Raw genomic sequence first — 16,281 nt, 5'->3', positions numbered from 1 at the left:
TCGCCTTGGCCGGCACCGAACTGGCCCGAGCCTGCACCGCGACGATCCGCGTCAAGCTGCTCAAAATCGGCGCGGCCATCGTGCGCAACACCCGCCGCGTGCGCGTGCTGCTTGCCTCGCAGCATCCCCTCAAGCACGTCTTCATCAGCGCCGCTCGCGCAATGGCCCCATAGCGCATGACAAGTGCTGTCCCCGGCACGCTATAAACAATGGGGGTAGGGGAAATTGCGTCTTGCGCTGCCATTTCCCCCTCAATCTCGTCGAAAACAGCCGACCTGGGCACCCTCGCCACCTCTGCACCGAATCTCGCCAGGGCAGAGACTCACTGATGAAATATCCGGGCTAGGGGAACAAGGCGCGGGCGCCTCGACTCAGCGCCGCGCCGCCGGCCGCGCCATCGTGAACGGCGCCCTGGTGTCGCAATAGGCGTCCCCCGCCAGCTTGCCTATCACATCCAGCCGCGCGGCGTCGATCCCGCCTTGCGCGTCGAGCACCGAGCGGTCCACGTCCAGCCGCAGCACATCCAGCAGCACCAGTTGCCCGGCGAACGCCTGCGGCCCGAAACTGACGATCTCGCGCAGCCTGCATTCAAACCGCACCGCCGCGTCGCGCAGCGAGGGCGCCGCGACACAACGGCTGGCGACGCTGGCCAGCCCGGCCAGCACGAACTCGTCGCAGTCGGCCGGCAGTTCCGCGCTGCTCTGGTTCATGGCCTCGGCCATCGCGTGGGCCACCGTGTGCACCACGCAGTCCCCGCCCTCGCGCAAATTGACCAGGGTGTCCTTGTCGATGCGGTCACGCCGGTTGACGTGGCTGAACGCCAGCACGGGCGGATCGATGCTGGCGATGGTGAAGAACGAGAACGGCGCCAGGTTGGCCACGCCGCCCGCGCCGCGGGTGCTGATCCAGGCGATGGGACGGGGCAGCACGGCGGCGCTGGCCAGCCGGTAGAAATCCTGGGGCCGCAGCGCGCCGTCGGCGCCCTGCGCCGTCATTGCGCGCACTCCGGGCCACGGAAGCGCAGCAGCGCGGCGCGCAGATCGTCGGGCAGCGCGACCGAGCCGCCCTGGTGCACCGCTGTGGCCACCAGCACGCTGCGCACGCGGAAGCGCGGCGCCCCGTCCTCCACGCCCTCGACCTGCAACGTGATCGAACTGCCGCCGATGCGCAGCACGGACAGGCGCCACTCGATCTCGCCGCCGAACACGCCCGGCGAGAGGAACTCGCAATCGAGCTTCACCGTCGGCAGCCCGTGGCCACGCTTGGCGATGAAGTCCGCGTAGCGTATTCCGAGCGCCTCGTCGAACCAGTCCTCCACCAGGTCGTTCAGCTGCGACAGGTAGCGGGGAAAGAACACCATGCCGGCCGGGTCGCAGTGCGAAAAGCGCACCTTGCCGCGTTGGCGGTACAGATTGGGCTGGGCGGTATCGGAGGGGTTCATGGGCGTGCCTTAAACGTGGGGATGAATGAATGGCGATGGCCGGATCTCGGCTGCCCGGACAGCATAAAGGGGGCCCGCCGCGGCGGTCAAATCGGTCAAAAACATAGCGGTTATCGACCGTCCTTATTTCTGCGCGCACCCGGCGTTTTCGCCTTGTACCGAATTTTCTTTTGCCATATATTTGAAGCCTAAAGCAGTTTCAACAACCCCCAAACGAGGTGCAAAAATGAAGATACTCTGCATAGGCGGCGGCCCCGCCGGACTGTATTTCGGCCTGCTGATGAAGCTGCGCAATCCGGCGCACGAGATCACCGTGATCGAGCGCAACCGCCCCTACGACACCTTCGGCTGGGGCGTGGTGTTCTCCGACGCCACCATGGACAACCTGCGCGAGGCCGACCCGGTCAGCGCCGAGACCATCTACGCGGCGTTCAACCGCTGGGACGACATCGACGTGCATTTCCGCGACCGCACCATCACCTCGGGCGGCCATGGTTTCATCGGCATCGGCCGCAAGCGCCTGCTCAACATCCTGCAGGCGCGCTGCGAGGAGCTGGGCGTGCGCCTGGTGTTCGAGACCGACGCGCAGGACGACCAGGCGCTGGCCCTGGAATACGGCGCCGACCTGGTGATCGCCTCCGATGGCCTGAACAGCCGCGTGCGCACGCGCTACGCCGAGACCTTCCAGCCCGACATCGACCTGCGCCGCTGCCGCTTCGTCTGGCTCGGCACGCGCAAGTTGTTCGACGCCTTCACCTTCGCCTTCGCCGAGACCGAGCATGGCTGGTTCCAGGCCCACGCCTACCGCTTCGACGCCGACACCTCCACCTTCATCGTCGAGGCGCCGGAGGAGGTGTGGCGCGCCGCCGGCATCGAGCAGATGTCGCAGGAGGAAGGCATCGCCTATTGCGAACGCCTGTTCGCGCGCTGGCTGGACGGCCATCCGTTGATCAGCAACGCCACCCATTTGCGCGGCTCGGCCAACTGGATACGCTTCCCGCGCGTGATCTGCCAGCGCTGGGTGCACTGGAACGACCTGGCCACCCCGCAAGGCGCGCGCAAAGTGCCCGTGGTGCTGATGGGCGACGCCGCCCACACCGCGCACTTCTCGATCGGCTCCGGCACAAAACTGGCGCTGGAGGACGCGATCGAGCTGTCGCGCTGCATGGCGGCCTGCGAAGGCGTGGCGGCCGAACGCCTGCCGGAGGAACTGGCGGCGGCCCTCCGGCGCTACGACGCGGTGCGCGGCGTGGAAGTGCTGAAGATACAGAACGCCGCGCGCAACTCCACCGAGTGGTTCGAGAACGTGGCGCGCTACGCCACGCTGGAGCCGGAACAGTTCGCCTATTCGATGCTGACCCGTTCGCAGCGCATCTCGCACGAGAACCTGCGCCTGCGCGACGAGCGCTATGTGGCGGGCTTGGAACAGTGGCTGGCCGGCCGTGGCGGCGTGCCGCCCATGTTCACCCCTTACACGGCGCGCGAGACCACGCTGCCCAACCGGGTGGTGGTGCCGCCCATGCTGATGTACGCCTGCGCCGACGGCGTCCCCGGCGACTTCCACCTGGCGCACCTGGGCGCCCGCGCCATGGGCGGCGCGGGACTGGTGATGGTGGAAATGACCGCCGTTGAACCTGCCGGCGTGGTCACGACGGCCTGCCCGGGCTTGTGGAACGGCGCGCAGCGGGACGCGTTCGGCCGCATCGCCGATTTTGTCCACACCCGCACCGGCGCCAAGATCGGCCTGCAACTGGGCCACGCCGGCCCGCGCGGCGCCTGCGCCCCGGACGAGCGCGGCGACCTGCGACCGCTGGCCGGCGGCTGGCCGCTGATCGCGGCCTCCGCCCTGCCCTACCGGTCCGGCGTGTCCGCCACGCCGAGGGAGATGGACACGGACGACATGGCGCGCGTGTGCGGCGCCTTCGTGGACGCCGCGCGGCGCGCCGACGACGCCGGCTTCGATTGGCTGGAACTGCAATGCGGGCATGGCTATCTGCTGTCCAGCTTCATCTCCCCGCTGACCAACCGGCGCGGCGATGAATACGGCGGCGGCCTGGAGAACCGGCTGCGCTTCCCGCTGCTGGTGTTCGCCGCCGTGCGCGAGGCGTGGCCGCGCCACAAGCCGATCTCGGTGCGCATTTCGGCGCACGACTGGGCCGCCGGCGGCACCACGCCGGACGACGCGGTCGCCATCGCGCGGCTATTCAAGGAGGCCGGGGCCGACCTGATCGACTGCTCCTCCGGCGAAGTCAGCCCGGACGAGAAACCGGTCTACGGCCGCATGTACCAGACGCCGTTCTCGGACCGCATCCGCAACGAGGCCGGCGTGCCGACCATCGCCGTGGGCGCCATCTTCGAGGCCGACCACGTCAACAGCGCCATCGCCGCCGGCCGCGCCGACCTGTGCGCCGTGGGCCGCCCGCACCTGGCCGACCCGGCCTGGACCCTGCGCGCCGCCGCCACGCTGGGCTACCGCGGGCAGCCCTGGCCCGCCAACTACGTGCTGGCGCGCCAGCAGTTCGAAAGCAACCTCGCACGCAGCGCCCGGCCGGCAGGCCAGCCGGGTTGACCGAAGCACGCGGCCGGCCCCGGCGCCACCGGGTCCGGCCGCCCCACACAGGTAGAACCAACGCCATGTCCGTCCCGCATCCATCCCCTCTCCGTCAACAACGTCCCGCCCGGGAATACCGCTTGCAGCCCGGGCAGCACCTGATCTCCCGCACCGACCTGGCGAGCCGGATCCGCTACGTCAACCAGACCTTCGTCCACGTCAGCGGCTACGACGAGGCCGAGCTGCTGGGCGCGACCAATGAACTGTTCCGCCATCCGGACACGCCGGCCGCCGTCTTCGACGACATCTGGGCGACGCTGAAAGCGGGCCGCGTCTGGTCCGGCGTCATGGCCCACCGCCGCAAGGACGGCGCCTCCTTCTGGGCGCACGCCACCATCTCGCCCTTGCACATCGACGGACGCCTGGCGGGCTACACCACGGTGCGCAGCGCGCCCGGGGAACAGGCGTTGCGGCTGGCCGTGGACGCCTACTCCCGGCTGCGCGCGGCCCGGCCGGGGCGCGGGCCGCGGCTGCGCGGCGGCGCCATTCACCTGCCCGGCCCATCCGGCTGGCTGGCGGCGCTGGCGGCGCGCCCGCTGCACGCCCGCGCCGGGACCATGGCGGCCTGCTCGGCCGCCGGCTTGCTCTGCCTGGGCGCCCTGCCCTATTCGGGCGCCGCCGCCGCGTGGGGCGCGGGGGCGCTGTTCGCGGTCCAGCTGGCGGCGGGCTGGAGGCTGCGGCGCGCGCTGCTGCCCTTGCGATCGGCGCACGACCTTTGCCGCCAGGTCACCGCGGGCGACTTGGGCGACGGGCCCGCCACGGCGCCGCGCTTCGCTGCCGACAGCCTGGACGGCCTGTCCGGCAGCGTGCACGCCATGCGGCAAAGCCTGGGCGCGGTGATGCGCCAGGTCGCTTCCGGCGCCGTGTCGGTGGCGGAGGCGGCGGGCGAGATCGATGACGGCAACCGGCGGCTGTCGGCACAAACCGAACAGCAGGCGGCGGCGCTGCAGGAAGCCGCCGCCACGATGGCGCAACTGGCCGTCACCGTGCGCCAGAACGCGGCCGGCGCCGGCGAGGCGACCCGCCTGGCCGCCAACACGGCGGCGTTGGCCGGCGCCGGCAGCGGCGCCGTGCGGCAACTGGTGGGCCGGATAGACGGCATGGCGGCGGGCGCCGCCAGCATCGCGGAATTCATCGGCGAGATCAACGGGGTGGCGCTCCAGACCAATATCCTGGCCTTGAACGCCGCCGTGGAAGCGGCGCGCGCCGGCGAGCAAGGGCGCGGTTTCGCGGTGGTGGCGACGGAGGTGCGCATGCTGGCCCAGCGCAGCGCCGCCGCCGCGGAGCAAATCGGCTTGTTGATACGGGAGACGGTGGCGCAGATCGCCGATGCCGGAAGACTGGGCGCGGACGCGGCGGGCAAGATGGAGGAAGTGGTTCAGGCGGCGCGGCTGGTGTCCGACCTGGGCGGCGGCATCAGCGCCGCCTCGGCCGAGCAAAGCGGCGGCATCGCCCAACTGAGCCAGGCCGTCGCGCATATGGACCAGGCGACACAGCGCAACGCGGCGCAGGTGGAGCGGCTCGCCGTCACCGCCAGCGCCCTGGCGGGCCAGGCCGGCGCCTTGCGCGGCGCCGTGGCGGTGTTTCACTGCTGATCGCGCCCACCGCGCCCGCTTGAGCGTAGAATATCCCCAATATGGCCCGGCGCCGCCCGCGCGGCCCGCTGCAGGAGAAAGACGATGTCCAGTGGCCCTTACCCGACGCCGGGCCTGTCCGGCGCCCTGATCAACGCCCCCGAGCGCCAGTTGTTCGCCTCGCGCGACCTGGCGCAGACGCGCGCCCTGGTCGCCCAGGTGATGAAGCCGCACGACCTGCATGTCCACGGCGGTTCCCAGCAACTCAACTCGCGCATGCACCACATGGCTTTCGGCGGCGTGTCGCTCAACCGCCTCAAATACGGCGCGGACGTCGACATCGAACCGGGTTCCCTGGATGATTTCTACCTTATCCAGATGCCGCTGGCCGGCCACGCGCACATCGCCAGCGGCGGCCAGCAGGTGGAGTCCGATCCCGACGTGGCGTCCGTGATCAGCCCCACCGAATCGACCGTGATGCGCTGGAGCGCGGACTGCGACCAGTTGATGGTGCGCATAGACCGCCAGTTGGTGGAACGCGCCGTCGGCGCCCGCACCGGCCGCGGCGAACCGGAGGCGGTGCGTTTCCAGTTGGCCTTCCCCTGGCGCGATAGCGCGCCCTGGCGCTGCCTGCTGTTTTATCTCAACGACTGCGCCAACCACCCCTTCGACGCCGTGCAATACCGCCTGATGGTGGCGCAGATCGAACAACTGGTGGTGTCCACCCTGGTGGCGGCGCAGCCGCACAATCTCGGCGACGTGAAGCCGGCGCGCTGCACCGCCGTGTTGCCGCGCCATGTGCGGCGGGTGCAGGATTACCTGCGCGAACACGCCAGCGAGCCGGTCAACGCCGACCAGCTGGCCCTGATCGCGGGCGTGAGCCTGCGCAGCCTGTACGCGGGCTTCCGCGACTATTGCGGCGTGAGCCCGCTGCAATACCTGCGCAACCTGCGCCTGGATGGCGCTCGCCAGACGCTGCTCAATGAACCGGACAGCAATATCGCCAACGTCGCCATGCGCTGGGGCTTCGGCCACCTGGGCCGCTTCAGCATCGAGTACAAGCAGCGCTTCGGCGAAAGCCCCAGCCAGAGCGTGCGGCGCGGATAGCCCGCACGCCCGGCGTCCTTACAGCGGCATCACCGCCTTCAGATAGAACTGACGGCCCTGCGGACGGTTGCGGACGCCGTGTTCGCGTTCATATTTGACGGTCAGGAACCAGCCACGCCCGCTGTCGTATTTGAGCGTGGGGCCGATGCCATGGGCGCGCGCCCTGCCCGCCGCCAGCGGGCCGCTGTCATCGGCGACCTGGCGGAACACATGGCCGCCCAGCCCGGCCACCCAGCCATTGCCGAAGCCCCAGCCCAGCGCGTAGTCGGCGTGCAGCGCCTGGCCGGAGCGGGTGTCCGTGTCGCCGTTGCGGCGGTTGATGTCAACCATGAGCTTCACGTCCCCGTTCAGCCCCCGCGGCTGCGCATACGTCAGCGCGGCGACCGGCTGCAAGGTCCAGATGTTCTTGCCGAGGCTGGAGGGGTCGGCGCGGTCGTAGCGGCCGGTGGGCGCGTACACGTCCAGCGCGAACAGGTAGTGCAGGCTGGGCGACGCGTGGTAGCCGAGCGCGGCGCCCAGGGTGATGTCGCCCAGGCCGCTGCTCTTCCAGCGGCCCGCGCCGGCGCGGAAGTCCACGTCCAGCAGCGGCGCGACCGCGTGCAGCGCCAGCTGGCCGCCCAGCACCGTCCGGCCGGTGACCCAGATCAGCCGCGGCGCCAGCACCCCGGCCTCGACCTTGAAGTTGGGGACGGGAACGCGGTTGCCGCCACCGTCGCGCACCGTGTCATACCCGGCGCGGCCGGCGTAGGCCATGCCGTACAGGCCCGGCGGCGGCAAGGCCCCGGCCATGAAATTTTCCAGTCCGTCGGGATAGACGCCCAGGCCGCCGCCCTCGGTGGCCGATGCGGCCGCGCAGGCGAACGACACGCCGAGCGCCAGGATGGCGCGGCTGCTTGCAAATAGTGGTTTCAATGTTGGCTCCCGGCCCGCTAGGGCCTTATAGTTGGTATGGATCGGGCGCGGAACCGCCTGGCGTGCGCGCGCCCGGGAATGCGTCCGGCCGCACGCCGGCGCCGGTTGAAATCAGCGTGGCGCCAGCCGCTGCGCCACCATGTAGCCGGAACCGGCGCCCAGCCCGGGGCCGGGATGGGTGGAGGCGCCGATCTGGAACAGCCGGCGGTAGCCGGCGCGGTGGCCCCGCGCCCCCGACGAAGGTCCGAAGGGGCGCAGCCAGAAGAACTGGTCCGGCGAACAGACGCCGGAGTACGGATCGCCGCCGACCAGGTTGCAGTTCATGCCCTCCAGGTCGGCCGGCGAATACGCTTTGCGGCCGACGATCAGTTTGGACAGCCCCGGCATCACGGCCTCCAGGCGCGCCTGGACCCGGTCCGCCACGGCCTCGCGCACCGCCTCGTTCCAGCGGCCGTCGTCCGGCACGGCGATCTCGCCCAGCGCGTCGCCCCGCAGGCGGCTGGGCAGTTCCTGCATTTGTATCCACAGGATCCAGCCGCCCGGGGGCGCCCGCGACGGGTCCGCCGCCGTCGGCTGTCCTATGCCCAGCGTGGCGTGGCGCGGCAGCAGCCCGTTGTTGGCCTCCACCACTGCGGCGCAAACGTTCTCCATGCTCTCGGTCAGGTGCACCAGCGGCACCTTCAGCAATTCCGGATCGCGCCACGGCGCCGGCGCGCTCAGGGCGAAATGCAGTTGCATGCAGCCGCGCCCGAAGCGGTAGGCGGCCGCGCGCTCGCGCAGCGGCGCCGGCGCGTCCGGCAGCAAGCGGCCGTACAGCTGCGGCGGCGTCACGTTGCAAACCACCGCCCGCCGCGCCGGATAGACCTGGCCGCCGGCCAGCACGCCCGTGGCGGCGCCGCGCGCCGTCAGCACGCGCTCGACGTCGACCCCGGTCAGCACCCGCCCGCCGTGGCGCTCGATCACCCGCAGCAGCGCGGCGACGATGTTGCCGCCGCCGCCGCGCACCACCGGCATGCCGCCCGCGACCACGGCGGCGAAGGTGACCTTGCCGATCAGCGCGGAACTGGCCTCGTCCGGTCCCAGCCCCGTGTGCAGCACCCACGGCGCGATCAGCGCGCGGGTGAAGTCGGAGCGGAAAGTGCGCTCGGCCCAGCGGCGGAAGTTCTCCAGCGCGTCGGCGGCGAAGGCGGCCATGCCTTCCATGCCGCGTTTGCGCCATTCGCGCAGCAGCAGCCACGCCACCCGCGCGCCGTAGGGGTTGTTGCCCAGCAGGCCGAAGGTGAGCGCGGCGTCCACGCCGAACAGGCGCTGCGCCATGTCGCCGAAGGCGGCGCCATCGCCGGGGGCCAGCCGGTCCAGCCTTCGCACCGTGTCGGCGAGGTCCTGCTTCAGCGCCAGCGAACGGCCGTCCGGCATCACCACGCCGGTGCTGTAGCCGCACTGGACGAATTCCAGCCCGGCCTCGCGCAACTCGTCCTTCAGTTCGGCGTAGCCCGGACTGCCGACGAACAAGGGATACCAGGACGAGAGCAGGTCGTGCCGGTAGCCGGGGAACAGTTCCTCGGTGCGTATGCAGCCCCCCGCGACGGCGTTGCGTTCCAGGACCAGCACGGACTTGCCGCGCTTGGCCAGCAACGCCGCGCACATCAGCGAGTTGATGCCACTGCCGACGATCACCACATCGGTGGGTGCTTGGTTCACGGCGTTCTCCCCGCCCACGATCAGCGCGCCACCAGCGCGATAACGCGCAGCGGGCTGCCGGAGCCGCCCTTGATCTTCAGCGGCGCGGCGAACAGCAGCGCGCCCTGGGGCGGCAGCTGGTCCAGGTTGGCCAGGCACTGCAGGCCGTAGCGGCTGTTGCCGTGCATGTGGTAATGACAGGGGTATTGCGGCTGGAAGCCGTGCGCCTGGCCGGCGTCGGTGCCGATGGCCTCCACGCCGAAACCCAGCACGTCGCGCTGTTCCACCAGCCACCGCACCAGGGTGGCGTCCGGACCCGGCGTGTGCATGCCATCCTCGCGCAGGTTGAGGTAGGCCTCCGGCATGGCGCGGCGCGACCAGTCGCTGCGCATCAGCACCCAGGAGCGGGGCGGAATGCGGCCGTGCTCGTGTTCCCAGGCCTCCACGAACGGGATGGTGAGCAGGAAGTCGTCGTCCCGCCCGCACTCGGCGCTGCAGTCGATCACGCAGGCCGGCGCCAGGAAGTCGGCCGGCGGAATGGTGTCGGTGGCGTTGTCCGGCAAGTCCTTGCCGGTGACCCAGTGCACCGGCGCGTCGAAGTGGGTGCCGGTGTGCTCGTTGCACGAGAAGTTGTTCCAGTACCAGGCCGGGCCGCGCTCGTCGTAGCGCGACACCTCTTCGAGCTTGAACGGCGCGCACTGGCCGAACCGCTCCGGCAGTTGCAACACCGGCGTCTCCGGGCTGAGCGTCTGCGTCAGGTCGACGATGGCGAGCGCGCCGCCGGCCAGCGCCTCGGCCAGTTGTGTCAGGGGTGGGGCATTCATTGTGTGGTCTCCGTTGGGCGTGGTTGTTCGAACGTGGCCATGGTCAGCACGCCGTCTGAAGCAGGGTGAACTGGCCGCGGTGGAACACGGCGGGCTCGCCCTCGCCGGTGTGGTAGCGCAGCACGCGGCCGATGAACAGCGTATGGTCGCCGCCGTCCAGCACCTGCTCGCTGGCGCACACGAAGCTGGCCAGGCTGCCGGGCATCAAGGGCACGCCTTCCGGGCTGTCGTGGGCGGCGACGTGGGCGAACTTGTCCGGCACGGCGGAACTGGCGAAGCTGCGCGCCAGGTCCGCCTGTCCGGCCGCCAGCACATTGATGCTGAAGTGGGCGCAGCCGGCGAAGGCCTCCAGGCTGGGCGAGCGTTTGACCAGGCTCCACAGCACCAGCGGCGGTTCCAGCGACAGCGAGGCGAAGGAATTGATGGTCAGCCCCACCGGCCGGCCGCCGGGCAGGCGGGTGGTGACGATGGCGACCCCGGTCGGGTAGCTGCCCAGGGCGTTGCGCAGGGCGCGGGTGTCGAGCGGCACGTCGCCGTGGCGCGCGGCCTCCATCGCCTTCGTGGCGTGCAGCGCGGCGGCGCCGGTATCGATCATGGTGGACATGGCTTCCCCTTCAGAGCAGAACGGCTTCGCCGGTCATCTTGGCGTGAATGAATTGCTGGCACGCGACCGGATCGGTCCACCATGGGAAAAAGCGGGGCGGATGGTCGAAGCCATTGGCGATGGCGCTGGCCAGCGGCGGGCATTGGCCGGCGGCGCCCAGCAACGCCAGGATGTGCGGCGGTGGCGGCGTGAGCAGCGTATTGGTCCAGGCGACCACGTGCCGGGCATAGTCCCAGAAGCGTTCGAACGTCCGCTCCATCCACTCGCGGGTATAGGCCTGTTCGCCGTGCGCCAGGATGGCGTCCAGGTACACCTTGGCCGCCTTGGTGGCGTTGTTCGCGCCCTGGCCCGTGATCGGATCGTTGACGGTGACCGCGTCGCCCAGGCCGAACACGATACGCCCGGACGGCAGGGTCAGCACCGGTTTGCGGATCGTGGGCGCGAAGCTGCCGGCCAGGATGCCATTGGCGTCCGTCAGTTCGGCGTGGCGCGCGCGCTCCGCCTCCCAGGGCAAATAGGTCTTGAGCAGATCCAGGCTTTGCGCCAAATGCGCCTGCGGCGAACGCACGTCGCGCCAGCAATCCATCGGGCCGCCCGGCACGCCCTCGAACACCATGATCTCGCAGGGACCGCTGGTGGTCAGCGCGGGGAAGGAGAAATACTCGCCGATACCGGGCATCAGGTTGAAGGCCACGCGGCTGTGGTCCGGTTGCGGCGCCATGCCGGTCACATAGGTCAGCGCCAGGGCGCGCATGGGCTTGTCGAAGGCCGAACGGGCGGCGTCGCGCTCGAACAGCTTGACCACCTCGCCCTTGCCGGCGGCCAGGATCACCAGGTCGTATTCGACGGCCATGCGCTCCAGTTCGGCCACGCCGACATCCTCGAACAGCAGCTTGCCGCCGCGCTGTTCGAACAGTTCCATCCAGGCCGGCATCTTGATGCGCTGGTCCACGGCCTGCGCCGGCTTGTCGAGCCGCGCGCTCCAGTCGATGGCCTTGGCGCCTGGCCGCTCCGGATGCGGCACCGCGAGCGCGATGCCGTCCACGGTCGGGCATTGCGCCTCCCACAGGTTCAGGCCGAGGTCCCGCTCTATCCGCAGCGACTGGTCGAACATGCATTGGCTGGACATCACCTTGCCGGCGCGGATATCGTCCGGCGCGCGGTTGGTCGCCACGGTCACCCGGTAGCCCTGCTCCAGCAGGCCCAGGGCCAAGGGCAGACCGGCCTGCCCGCCACCTACAATCGCTATGCTGCGCATATCATATCTCCTCAAGTTATCGTTTTTTGGACGGGGCGCCGGGCGGCGTACCGCTTACTGCATCAGACGGGGAATCGCGGGGACGGCCTGCTCCGGGCCCATGGCCGAATAGCCGCCGTCGACCGCGTAGTCGGCGCCGGTGACGAAGCTGGCCAGGTCCGACAGCAGGAAGGCCACCACCTGGGCCACCTCTTCCGGATCGCCGACGCGCCCCAGCAGGTGATAGCTGGCGGCCACGCGATCGGTTTTTTCGCGGTCGCCGCCGGTGAGTTCGTCCATCAGGCGGCTCCAGGTCCAGCCCGGGGAAACGGAATTGACGCGGATCTTGTCGGCGGCCAGATCCATGGCCATGCTGCGCGTGACCTGCAGCAGCGCGGCCTTGGAGACGGGGTAGAGCCAGCGGCCGGTTTGCGCGACGCTGGACGAGATGCTGGTGAAGTTGACGATGGCGCCGCCGCCGGCCTTGACCATCTCGGCGCGCACGGCGCGCGCCATCATCACGGCGCTGACCAGATTCACGTCCAGCGCCTGGCGCCAGTCGGCGCGGACGGCGTCGGCGCCGCCGTCGGTATAGGTGCAAGCCAGGTTGACGAGGAAGTCGATTCCGCCGAAATGGGCCGCCACGCCGCCAACGGCGTCCAGCACTTGCTGGTCGTCAGTGATGTCGACCAGCCAGCCGCGCGTGGTTTCCGGATCGCGCGCCACCGCGCGGGCGGCGCCGGCGGCGTCGATGTCGAACACGGCGACCCGGACGCCGGCCTGCCTGAGCACCTCCACCACCGCCGCGCCTATCATGGTGGCGCCGCCGGTGACGATCGCCGTCTTGCCCTTCAAGCCTTTCATGGCCCTTCTCCTCGTGGTTGGATGACGATTCAATTATCAAATCATCGCCACGAGGGGACTAGCCGGATTCTGCGCGGCCTATCCGCAATGCGCAGGAGATTGTTCTTCGCCGGGCGCCCGCCTCCAATGGGCCAGCCAGCCGGGGGCCGCTATTCGACAGTTAGACCGCCCCAGCTGTCGCGGTCGTTGTCAGGCCCGGCGAGGTCCGCGCCGCCGCGCCCAAGCCAGGGCGGCCACGCCCAGCCCCGTCAGCGCGATGCTGGCCGGTTCGGGCACGTCGCCGGCCCGGCTGAAGGACAGGTCGTCCATGACGAACCAGCCCTTGTCGCGCGTGATGCTCAGGCGCGCAACATTGCTGAAGCTGGCGGCGATGAAGGCGTAGTTGGACGTGATGGACATGTTGCCGGTGCTGCCGATCAGCTGGTTCGCGCTGTCATACGCGCTGATGTTGACCCAGCTGGCCTTGGCGCCGTTGGTGCCGGGGGTGGCGAACCAGGCGCCGGCGAAATTGAAGGGATCCAGGCTGCTCATGGTCAGCAGGTTGTTGGCGCCGAAGCCGTTGCTCAGAAACTTGGTGCCCGAGTGCGCGGCGTTGCCGTAACCGGCCACGGAAGTGTCGCCCAGGAACATGTTGCCGCCCCAGGTGAAGCCGGCGTAGGGAGTGGGGCTGGCTTTGTTGATGCCGGCCAGTTTGCCCCCCGCGTTCAGATCGTCGAAATTGATCACGGTGGCGTGGGTGGCAGAAGCGAGCAGCAGGCCGGCACTGGCGATCAAGCCGATCAGAAAGTTTTTCATGATGTCCTCTTGTATGGTGGGGAGGCGCGCGGGCGCCTCCGGTCAAAATCAGTTGCAGGCGTCGCCGGTGACGGCCGGTGCCGCCGCAGCGTTGTAATTGCCTGCAACCAGGCCAAAGCTGGCGGTCGCGCCGGGGGCGATGTAAGAGTTCCAAGTACCGGAGGCCGTGTAGTTCGGCGTGGCGCCCGACACATTCGCGTTCCAGAAGACATCAACCGTCGAGTTCTCGCTGTAGGTCCAATTGACCGTCCAGCCGTTGATGGCGCTGGCGCGGTTGTTGGTGATGCGGATCTCGGCGACGTGGCCGCCCCACCAGGGGTTGGTGATCACGTATTCGCACTTGTTGAGCGGCTGCTGCGTTGGGACGGCGGCCGTGACGATCACGTCGCCGGTCTCGCCCGCCGTGCTGCCGTACACGATGCCCCGGCCCGGGGAGCTCATATACACCCTGCCGTAGGTGTGCAGGTCGCCAGTGACGAACATCCCGGCTTTGATGCCCCCGTACTGGTGGGCATCGTCATTCACGCGCACCCAAGTCAAGCCCTTGTCGGTGGAGCGCAACATGCCATGCGTGCTGCCCACCGTGCCCCAGATGTAAAGCGTGGGGTAGCTGGCGTCCGGCGCCGCCTTGCCCACCCCGACGGCACTGCAATCGGCGACGGCGGCGATCTTGCTGAAGGTCGCGCCGCCGTCGGCGGTGTGCAACAGTCCGCCGCCCGCGCAGGCCCACAGGTCGCCCTCGATGCCGGGGGTGGCGACGATCTTGCGCGCGCCGCCGGCAGGCAAAGTCCCTTGCGGGGCGAAGGAAACGCCGCGGTCGTGGCTCACCAGCATGCGCCCGTTGACGTTGTCGTAGGCGTAGAACTTCAGGGGGTTGACCGGGTCCGCCACCGGGTGCGCATTGAGCACATTCAGGCCGCTCACGATGGTCCAGTTGGTGCCAAAGTCGGTGGAGCGGTAGGTGGTGGTCCCGTGCTCCGGGCTGTGCAGCAGCACCTGGCCGTCGGTGGACAGCGCGAGATCGCCCCAGCTGCCCATGATCACGGCCGATTGGGTCCAGCTGGCGCCACTGTTGGTGGAATAGAAAATCCTGTCGCCGACACGCGCCAGCACGGAGCCGTCGCCGCTGCCGGCCACGTCGGTAACGATGGACATATCGGGGGTCACGTGCTGGCCATATTGCGCCGGGTCGTTCAGCAGGAAACCGCCGACGTCGCCGGTCGCAGTGATCAGTTGCCCGTTGGGCAAGCTCAGCACGGAAAAGTTCACGGTCTCTTCCATGCCAGCCGTTTCGAACGCCCAGGTGGTGGTCGGCGCGTCGATATTGGTGGTGCGGAACACCCCATTGCCGGAGGTAACCCAGGCGCTCTTGGTGTCGAACGGATCGAACTCCACGTCGGCGGTCCAGTGCATGGAGTAGTTGTTGATATAGCTTTTCCCTTTCGGGTCCTTCGCGAAACCGCGCTCGATCACATCCACCCATGTGCGGCCGGCGTCGCGCGTGGTGAAAATGCGGTCGCCCCATTGGCCGGCCTGCGGTTTCCAGGTGTTAATGGTGGACGCCACCAGATGCCGGGGATCGGCCGGGTCGATGCTGATGCCGCCGAAGCCGCCGTAGCTGCCGATCATGCTGGCCGGGGTAATGTCGGTCCAGTTACCGCCGGCGGCATCGTATTCCCAGATCTGGCCGCGATCCATCGGCTCCCCGTCACCGGTTTTGCCGGGACCGGCGCCGTTGGCGTAGGTGAGGTACAACTGGCCGTCCGGCGACATCACGGCGCGCTGCGGCATCAAGCCGGCCGGACCGCCCTCCACCGGCTCGAAGGTTTCGCCGCCGTCATAGCTGAAATACAGGTTGGGGCCGGCCGAATCCAGGCGCGACACGCCGACGAAGATGCGCTGGGCGGGGCCGCCGTCGACGCTGGTCGGATCGAGCAGTACGAAGCTGATGCCATTGCCATTCGCGGTCGACGTCACCGGCAGGGACTCCAGGCGGGTCCAGGTCGCGCCGGCGTCCGTGCTCCTGAACAGGCCGTTGCCGCGGGAACCGGCGTACAGTACGCGGCTGTCGCCCGGGTCGATCTGCAGCTTTTCGCCATTTCCGCGTCCCCAGCCGTTGCCGTGGACCTGGAAGTGCGACGTGACGTCAACGATGTCGAAGCTGCGGCCATAATCGGTGGAACGCAGGATGGCGCTCTTGCCGAAACTAAAATACGGGGTGCCGGTCATCAAGTAGATATTGGCGGCGTTCTTGGGATCGACCGCGATCGATTCCACGCCCATATAGCCAAGGTTCGCTTCGGACAGCCAATCCAGCAGCGGCACCCAGCGCTCATTGTGTTTGTCCCAGCGATAGGCGCCGCCGACGTCGGTGCGCGCATAGAACATGCCGCGTTCGGATTTACTGGGAATCACACCCGTCACATAGCCGCCGCTGCCCATGGCCATGGAATCCCATTTATAGGTTTCCGCCCGCGCGGAAGGCGCCAGCAACAGCGCCGCGGACAGCAGCGCACAAATTGGTTTCAAAATCATCATATCCCCCTATTGCTATTTTTTAAATTTCGGGCGAACCGGCCCGCGTCCGGACGCTTTATGGCGGCGCCTGCCCAGAACACTTCGTCTTCAAATG

General features: G+C 69.0%; 14 protein-coding genes. 4 read left to right on the top strand and 10 right to left on the bottom strand.

Features of this window, described 5'->3' with window-relative positions:
* The coding region (locus BM436_RS29445) for a transposase (RefSeq protein ID WP_177307602.1) at positions 1–173 on the top strand (173 nt) is incomplete at its 5' end.
* Positions 174–371: 198 nt separating this feature from the next.
* Here the strand turns inward: BM436_RS29445 and BM436_RS29440 are convergent.
* Complete coding sequence (locus BM436_RS29440; protein ID WP_093559507.1) at positions 372–995, bottom strand: flavin reductase family protein; 624 nt, start codon at positions 993–995, stop codon at positions 372–374.
* Complete coding sequence (locus BM436_RS29435) at positions 992–1,441, bottom strand: acyl-CoA thioesterase (protein ID WP_093559505.1); 450 nt, start codon at positions 1,439–1,441, stop codon at positions 992–994. The genes BM436_RS29440 and BM436_RS29435 overlap by 4 nt, the downstream gene beginning before the upstream one ends.
* 226 nt (positions 1,442–1,667) lie before the next feature.
* On the opposite strand from BM436_RS29435, the gene BM436_RS29430 reads away from it, so the two are divergent.
* From BM436_RS29430 to BM436_RS29420, 3 genes are all read left to right on the top strand, one after another.
* On the top strand, positions 1,668–4,010 hold the full coding sequence (locus BM436_RS29430; protein ID WP_093559503.1) for a bifunctional salicylyl-CoA 5-hydroxylase/oxidoreductase: 2,343 nt from the start codon (positions 1,668–1,670) through the stop codon (positions 4,008–4,010).
* 122 nt (positions 4,011–4,132) lie between these two features.
* Entirely contained in the window at positions 4,133–5,647 is a 1,515-nt protein-coding gene (locus tag BM436_RS29425; protein ID WP_218164955.1) for a methyl-accepting chemotaxis protein, read from the top strand.
* Between the two features lie 84 nt (positions 5,648–5,731).
* A complete protein-coding gene (locus BM436_RS29420; RefSeq protein ID WP_093559499.1) occupies positions 5,732–6,733 on the top strand; it encodes an AraC family transcriptional regulator in 1,002 nt (333 codons plus the stop codon).
* Between the two features lie 18 nt (positions 6,734–6,751).
* On the opposite strand, the gene BM436_RS29415 is transcribed toward BM436_RS29420, so the two are convergent.
* The 8 genes from BM436_RS29415 to BM436_RS29380 all read right to left on the bottom strand — a co-directional run bounded on the left by BM436_RS29415 (position 6,752) and on the right by BM436_RS29380 (position 16,178).
* Positions 6,752–7,645: a SphA family protein gene (locus BM436_RS29415; protein WP_371859688.1), complete on the bottom strand. Its 894-nt coding sequence runs from the start codon at positions 7,643–7,645 to the stop codon at positions 6,752–6,754.
* Between the two features lie 111 nt (positions 7,646–7,756).
* A complete protein-coding gene (locus tag BM436_RS29410; RefSeq protein WP_259741446.1) occupies positions 7,757–9,346 on the bottom strand; it encodes a phytoene desaturase family protein in 1,590 nt (529 codons plus the stop codon).
* A gap of 20 nt (positions 9,347–9,366) precedes the next feature.
* Positions 9,367–10,149, bottom strand: a complete 783-nt coding sequence (locus BM436_RS29405; RefSeq protein ID WP_093559497.1) for a cyclase family protein — start codon at positions 10,147–10,149, stop codon at positions 9,367–9,369.
* A 43-nt stretch (positions 10,150–10,192) separates the two neighbouring features.
* On the bottom strand, positions 10,193–10,744 hold the full coding sequence (locus tag BM436_RS29400) for a flavin reductase family protein (protein WP_093559517.1): 552 nt from the start codon (positions 10,742–10,744) through the stop codon (positions 10,193–10,195).
* A gap of 19 nt (positions 10,745–10,763) precedes the next feature.
* Positions 10,764–12,011, bottom strand: coding sequence for a styrene monooxygenase/indole monooxygenase family protein (locus tag BM436_RS29395; RefSeq protein WP_093559495.1), 1,248 nt, complete (start codon positions 12,009–12,011; stop codon positions 10,764–10,766).
* A gap of 54 nt (positions 12,012–12,065) precedes the next feature.
* Complete coding sequence (locus BM436_RS29390; RefSeq protein WP_093559493.1) at positions 12,066–12,854, bottom strand: SDR family oxidoreductase; 789 nt, start codon at positions 12,852–12,854, stop codon at positions 12,066–12,068.
* A 189-nt stretch (positions 12,855–13,043) separates the two neighbouring features.
* Positions 13,044–13,649 carry a PEP-CTERM sorting domain-containing protein gene (locus BM436_RS29385; RefSeq protein ID WP_093559491.1) on the bottom strand — a complete coding sequence of 202 codons (606 nt, stop codon included), beginning with the start codon at positions 13,647–13,649 and terminating at the stop codon, positions 13,044–13,046.
* 48 nt (positions 13,650–13,697) lie between these two features.
* Positions 13,698–16,178: a cellulose binding domain-containing protein gene (locus BM436_RS29380; RefSeq protein ID WP_177307600.1), complete on the bottom strand. Its 2,481-nt coding sequence runs from the start codon at positions 16,176–16,178 to the stop codon at positions 13,698–13,700.
* Positions 16,179–16,281: the final 103 nt, after the last annotated feature.

This window comes from Pseudoduganella namucuonensis (assembly GCF_900116645.1).
GTDB lineage: Bacteria > Pseudomonadota > Gammaproteobacteria > Burkholderiales > Burkholderiaceae_D > Rugamonas > Rugamonas namucuonensis.
This window is presented reverse-complemented; position numbering and strand designations above follow the sequence as displayed.